The following is a 5,984-nucleotide window of genomic DNA, read 5'->3' as shown; positions in this document are numbered from 1 at the left end:
GCGAAGGCCCCGGCATAGGCATCGTAGATGCGGGTCTGCTCGAGGGTCAGCGCGTGCTCGACCAGTTCGTATTCCACGCCGTCGAAGGAGAGCGAGCGGGCGGTGTAGAGGCCGAGCGCGCGCAGGTCGCGGGCCAGCACCTCCATCGCCGCGACGCCGCCGACTTCGATCGCCTCGACGAACTCGGCGCGGCTGCTGAACGGAAAATCCTCGCCGCCCCACAGGCCGAGCCGCTGGGCGTAGGCGAGGTTGTGGACCGTGGTGGCGCCGGTCGCCGAGACATAGACGACGCGGGCGTTCGGCAGCGCGTGCTGGAGCCGCAGACCCGCGCGGCCCTGCTGCGAGGCGGCGACATCGCCGCGTTCTCCCTTGCCGCCACCGGCGTTCTGCATCGCGTGCGCCTCGTCGAAAATCAGGACTCCGTCGAAGTCGGAGCCCAACCATTCGACGATCTGCCGGACGCGCGAAACCTTCTCAGCCTTGGCTTCGGAGCGTAGCGTGGCATAGGTCGTAAATAGGACGCCCTCCGGCAGCGTGATCGGCCGCCCCTGCGGGAAGCGCGATAGCGGCGTGACCAGCAGGCGCTCCATGCCGAGGGCCGACCAGTCGCGCTGCGCGTCCTCGATCAGCTTGTCGGACTTGCTGATCCACACCGCCTTGCGGCGGCCCTGGAGCCAGTTGTCGAGAATGATCGCGGCGGACTGGCGCCCTTTGCCGACACCGGTGCCGTCGCCGATCATGAAGCCGCGCCGGAAGCGCACGACGTTCACTGCATCCTCGCGCGCGGCGGCGACGACATCGAAAGTGGCGTCCACCGTCCACGATCCGGCGAGATGGTCCGCGTGCGCTTCGCCCGCGTAGATGACGGTCTCGAGCTGGGCATCCGACAACAGCTCATGGATGTTGGGGGGAGGTGTGGCCGATAGCTCGGCTTGGGCGGCGCCACGCTCGCCATTGCCGCCGATTGCACCAGCCTGGTGGGGTGCGCCTGAGAACCGGCAATACGGATCGCCTGCAATCCGTATTCTTCATAGATGCCGTCGGATAAACGGCCGCCGTCGCCCGCTAGGCCATCCTGGGTCTCGTAGGCGAGTGGCAGGCCCTCGGGCTCGGCCATCGGCACGGCCGCAGGGACGGCCTTGGCGGTGCGGCTGACATAGCCGCGCACGCTGCGAGGGGCGGAAGCCGCGACGGTCGGGACCGTGAGGGAGGGATCGACGGCGAGCCGCGTCGGCAGATGATCGTCGAGCCAGCCCAGCAGCGTGGCTGCGTCTGGCGCGACGCCGAGTGCGGCCGGGAACACGGCCGGATCGTCGGCGGGCCGCTTATCGATGACGGTCAGGCGCGTCTCGATGGTGGTGCCGTGTTTGGCATAGACCGCGCCGTCGATGACGGCGGAGAAGACGACGCGGCCGCGCGCCTGCAATTGGATGAAGGCGTCCCGCCAGGCCGGATTCTCTGGTGCGAAGCTCGCGCCGGTGATCGCCACGAGCCGGCCGCCGGGGGCCAGGCGCGCGAGGGCCGAGGCGACATGGCGGTAAGCAGCGTCCGCCATGCGGCCCTCGACATTGGCCATGGCCGAGAACGGCGGATTCATCAGCACGACGCTGGGCGTGACGGCGGGGTCGAGATGATCGTCGATCTGGGCCGCGTCGAAGCGGGTGACGGGAATGGCCGGGAAGAGAAGCGACAGCAGGCTGGCGCGGGTGTCGGCCAGCTCGTTGAGGACGAGCGCGCCGCCGGCGATCTCGGCGAGGATGGCCAGCAAGCCGGTGCCCGCCGACGGCTCCAGCACCCGGTCGGCCGGGGTGATGGCCGCGGCGTGGGCGGCGACCAGGCCGAGCGGGATCGGCGTCGAGAATTGCTGGAAGGTCTGGCTCTCCGTCGACCGCCGCGTATGCGTCGGCAGAAGGTTGGCGATTTTCGACAGCGCGGAAAGACGGGCCGCCGAAGACCCGGCTTTGCGGAAAAGCGCACGTCCATATTTGCGGAGGAACAGAACGGTCGCTGCCTCGCAGGCGTCATAGGCCGTCTTCCAGTCCCAAGCGCCGGCGGCGTCCGAGCCTCGACAAGCGGTCTCCATCGCCGCACGCAGAGCGGCGGCATCGACACGCTCGCCGCGTTCGAGATGGGGCAGCAGCAGACTGGCGGCCGTGAAGATGGCGTCGGCGGGTTCGAGATTGGAGCCGAGCGGACGCGGCGCGGCGGCGGAAGCCGCCGCAGATGCGGAAATCAGGGTCATGATGCGAGCCTCGGGAGAGCGGGAACAGGGAGCCCGCGCGGCGCTCTCTCTCGACCGCACCGGCTCAAACCTGTTCCGGCCGCCCTCTCACTCTCGGGACGCTGGCATTAGAAAAGCGCCCGACCGCGAGGTGGGGCGCTTTTCCGACGATCAATTCCAATGTCCGTCCGCGATCTCGAAGGCGATCAGCATGCGCGCCTTGCGGATGAGGTCGCCGCCGCAAGTATCGACGTGGCCGAAGAACCTGGCGCGCGCGCCGTTCACGATCCAATCGGCATAGGCGCAATATTCACGGGTCTCAGGTCGAAACGCCCGCATGTCGCTAGCCCAATGGGGCTTGGGCTCGACGACGACGGTGATGCCGTCCCTGACTTCCGGCCAGGGCAGGGACCGTTCGTGTGGAGGATGTTGGCGATCCGCCGCGAAGATGGCGTCGATGTCGGTCATGGCGCCTCTCCCGGTTCGGGGCGCACGAAACCTTCGGGATCGTCAGGATCGGGCGGCAGATAGGCGTCATAGGGGTTGCCGTCGGTGAGATGGCCGAAGGGCGTGAAGACGTAATCGCCATCGTCCCGACCCACGGCGCAGATGACGTAGCGCGGGCTGCCCGTCACCGCGTCGAGGCATTCCATGAGGACGAGATTGCCGTCGCCCGCCGCGCGCAGCAGGGTCTGGAAATTGCTCCGGGCATGGGAGGGGATGCTCATAGTGGGCCTCCCTCATCGGAGATGGTTTCGGCAAGCCAGCCATCGGTATAGATCCAGTCCACGGTCTCACCGGTGGCGAGGTCGAGGACATGGGCGCCGCCGCCGAACCCGTCGAGGCGTGGGCGCGAGCAGGTGTTGGCGTATTGGAAGCCCCATCTGCCGGTCAGGCCGAACTCTGCGGCGCAGCGCTTCACGAAGTGGATGAGGCGTTCGGGATCGCCGGTCACGTCGTCGCGCATCCAGAGTTGGCTGGCGCCATGCTCCGGCTGGATCGAGAGAAGGAAGCCTTCGGAGGGCGGTTCCTCCGATGCGCCGTCCTCGGACAGGCGGTTGTAGAGATCGAGCGCTCGGGCGGCGTTCTCGGGCGTGCCGACGTCGAGCAGGCACGAGAAATGGGTGAAATAGTCGGCCATGACAGGCTCCTGAAACGAGAAAGCCCGGCCCGCGCGGCACAGCCGCGCAGACTGTCGGGCTCTGGGGCCGGGCTGATGGAACAGGGAGCGGGAAGGGCGCGGGACGGACGGATCCGCCCCGCGCTCAAGCGCTATTCGGCGGCGATGGCGTGCAGAGCTTCGTCCTCGTCGTCGGAGGGTTCCTCCTCCTCGTCGAGGAAAGCCGGGAGCGCTTCGTCGCCTTCGCCGTCCGCGGCCGGGTAATCGTGGTCGATCAGGCGCAGCGGCTCGGGCAGCCAACCGGCGTCGGCCAGCAGTCGTTCGGCCTCCTTGGCCATGTCGCCCTTCTTCAGGTGGTCGATGAGCTGGGCGGCCCGTTCGCCCGCGCCCTCCCGCACGGCTTCGAGGATGCGCGGTTTGGTCACGCGGCCGAGGTAATTGCCGACGGTCGGTTTCCAGCCCGCCGTCACCATGTCGAGGCCGGTGGCGCGGGCCAGTCGGTCGGCCTGAGCCAGGCGCACATCCAGCCCATGCTGGCTGACACCCGATCCGCTATAGGGATTGGGCCGCTCGAACAGCGCGTTCACGCCGAAGCTGACGCAATGGGCGAGCAGGTCGAGGCGCGTGCCGGGGTCGAGCAAGGAGAGCCAGTCCCACAGGGCCTGGTCGTCGGCGGGAACGTGATCGCCCCAGCGCTCGTGTCGCTCGGCGACCTCGCGCGCGGGCGTGCTGTCCTTCAGCTCCTCCGATTGCGCGGAGAAGAAGACGTGGCGGACACTGGCCTCGAGGCAGCCGGTCGGCGCGGTATGGCGGAAGGTGTCGCTGACCAGCTTGTGCAGCAGCATGGTCATGGCGACATCGGGATGCTCGGCGACCGCGTTGCGCAGCGCCAGAGTGCGATGTGCGGTCAGCTCGACGACGAGACGCTCGGGCAGCGGCTTGATGCCGTCTTCCTCGTCGTCTTCCGGTTCCACGGCCTGGCCGCCGACGGTGACGACGGCGCGTTGAACCGCAGGCGTGACCGGATGGCCGGGTTCGACGCTCATCTCTGTCGTATCGTCGCCTTCAGGGTCAGCCGGTGGTTCGTCCTCGGGGCGGACATAGCCGCGATCCACCGACAGCGAGCCGTCGGAGTCGAGGCTTACGAAGACGCCGGCGATAGCGATTTCGGCCGGATCGTAGATCGTCGGACGCTGCTCGAAGGCGTCGAGCGCCTGCTCGATTTCACCGAGGTGGGCGTCGATCTCGTCGGGCAGCTCGTCGGCTTCGGCATATTCGGCTTCGAGCCGATCATACTCTTCGCGCAGCGCCTCGCGGGAGGCGCGTTCCTCATCGGTCAGGTCGACCGTGGTCCCGACAAGCTCCCGAAGCCCGTGTTCGTGACCGTAGGGAAAGCTCAGGGCGGCCTCGACCCACTTCCAACCTTCGCCCGCGATCTCGTCGGCGGCGGCTTTCAGCTTCTCGGTGACCATGCGGTCGAGCAGGGTGGGGTCCTGCAGCCAGCCTCCATCGTCGGACTGGAACAGGTCGCGCAGCACGATGCCGCCGGCCGCTTCGTAGGCTTCGACGCCCACGAAGGCGGCTCGCCTGTCGGAAGCTCGCACCGCGGTCTCGGTCAGCATCCGGCGGATGTGATAGGGCTCCTTCTGCCAGCCATCCTTGATCGCGTCCCAGACCTGTTCCTGACGGGCATGGTCGGAACTGACGGTGAAGGCCATGAGCTGTTCGAGCGTCATGCCGTCGTCGGCATAGATCTCCAGCAACACGGGCGAGACGGAAGCGAGGCGCAGGCGCTGCTTCACGACATTGACACCGACAAGGAAGGCGGCGGCGATGGCCTCCTCGGTCATGCCCTTGTCGCGCAGCCCCAGGAAGGCGCGGAACTGATCGAGCGGATGGAGCGGCGCGCGCTCGATGTTCTCGACCAGCGAGACCTCGTCGACCAGGATGTCGCTGTTGGCGTCGCCGACGACGCAGGGCACCGGTGTGGTCTTGGCCAGGCGCTTCTGCTTCGCGAGCAGTTCGAGCGCCCGATAACGGCGGCCGCCGGCGGGCACCTCGAACATCCCGGTCTCGGCGCCACCGGCATCGAGGACGGGACGGACATGCAGGCTCTGGATGAGGCCGCGCCGGGCGATGGACTCGGCCAGCTCCTCGATCGAGATGCCGGCCTTGACGCGCCGGACGTTGGACTGGCTCAGCACCAGCTTGTTGAAGGGGATGTCGCGCGCCGACGACAGGGTGATCTTCTGAATGGCAGTCGCCATGTTCGTTACTCCGCGACGGGCGGCCGGGAACCTCTCTCTCGACCTCCAACCCGTCACGAAGCGAAGCGCCGCCCTCTCACTCTCAGGAGGGCAGCGCCACGGAGGTGGAAAGGCGTGAAGCCGGAAACCTGCTTCTGCGCCTTTCCGGTTTTCAGGATCGTCAGGCTGCCTGGCGTTCGTTATCGGCCATGCCGACGTCGGCGTCCGGCAGGAAGCCGAGCAGCCAATCGGCCGCCTTGCTCGCCTGGGAGGCCGCGCGGACGATCGCGCGATTGTCCTCGCGCAGCACCTCCAGCCACGAGCCGATGTAGTCTGCATGGCGGACGGTCGGCGCGATGCCGAGCGAGGCGCAACAGAAGGCCGCGTTGATCTCGGC

At 67.9% G+C, this 5,984-nt stretch carries 5 protein-coding genes and 1 pseudogene; all 6 read right to left on the bottom strand.

What is annotated here, in order from left to right; translation table 11 throughout:
* A pseudogene (locus NN5_RS23790) lies at nt 1-2,242 on the bottom strand (strawberry notch-like NTP hydrolase domain-containing protein); the annotation flags it as partial.
* 150 nt (nt 2,243-2,392) lie between these two features.
* A complete protein-coding gene (locus tag NN5_RS23785) occupies nt 2,393-2,689 on the bottom strand; it encodes a hypothetical protein (RefSeq protein WP_067739045.1) in 297 nt (98 codons plus the stop codon).
* On the bottom strand, nt 2,686-2,949 hold the full coding sequence (locus NN5_RS23780) for a DUF6117 family protein (protein ID WP_067739042.1): 264 nt from the start codon (nt 2,947-2,949) through the stop codon (nt 2,686-2,688). The genes NN5_RS23785 and NN5_RS23780 overlap by 4 nt, the downstream gene beginning before the upstream one ends.
* A complete protein-coding gene (locus tag NN5_RS23775) occupies nt 2,946-3,362 on the bottom strand; it encodes a hypothetical protein (protein WP_067739039.1) in 417 nt (138 codons plus the stop codon). The genes NN5_RS23780 and NN5_RS23775 overlap by 4 nt, the downstream gene beginning before the upstream one ends.
* A gap of 131 nt (nt 3,363-3,493) precedes the next feature.
* Nucleotides 3,494-5,608, bottom strand: a complete 2,115-nt coding sequence (locus NN5_RS23770) for a ParB/RepB/Spo0J family partition protein (protein ID WP_067739036.1) — start codon at nt 5,606-5,608, stop codon at nt 3,494-3,496.
* A 160-nt stretch (nt 5,609-5,768) separates the two neighbouring features.
* On the bottom strand, nt 5,769-5,984 hold a 216-nt coding region (locus NN5_RS23765; RefSeq protein ID WP_157081310.1), incomplete at its 5' end, for a zincin-like metallopeptidase domain-containing protein.

It is taken from the genome of Novosphingobium naphthalenivorans NBRC 102051, assembly GCF_001590985.1.
GTDB classification, from domain to species: Bacteria; Pseudomonadota; Alphaproteobacteria; order Sphingomonadales; family Sphingomonadaceae; genus Novosphingobium; species Novosphingobium naphthalenivorans.
The sequence above is the reverse complement of the archived record's forward strand: the minus strand, read 5'-3'. Positions and strand labels throughout refer to the sequence as shown.

Coding starts and splice junctions, on each gene's coding strand:
- NN5_RS23775 (WP_067739039.1), bottom strand. CDS start 3,362: ATGGCCGACTATTTCACCCATTTCTCGTGCCTGCTCGACGTCGGCACG.
- NN5_RS23770 (WP_067739036.1), bottom strand. CDS start 5,608: ATGGCGACTGCCATTCAGAAGATCACCCTGTCGTCGGCGCGCGACATC.
- NN5_RS23785 (WP_067739045.1), bottom strand. CDS start 2,689: ATGACCGACATCGACGCCATCTTCGCGGCGGATCGCCAACATCCTCCA.
- NN5_RS23780 (WP_067739042.1), bottom strand. CDS start 2,949: ATGAGCATCCCCTCCCATGCCCGGAGCAATTTCCAGACCCTGCTGCGC.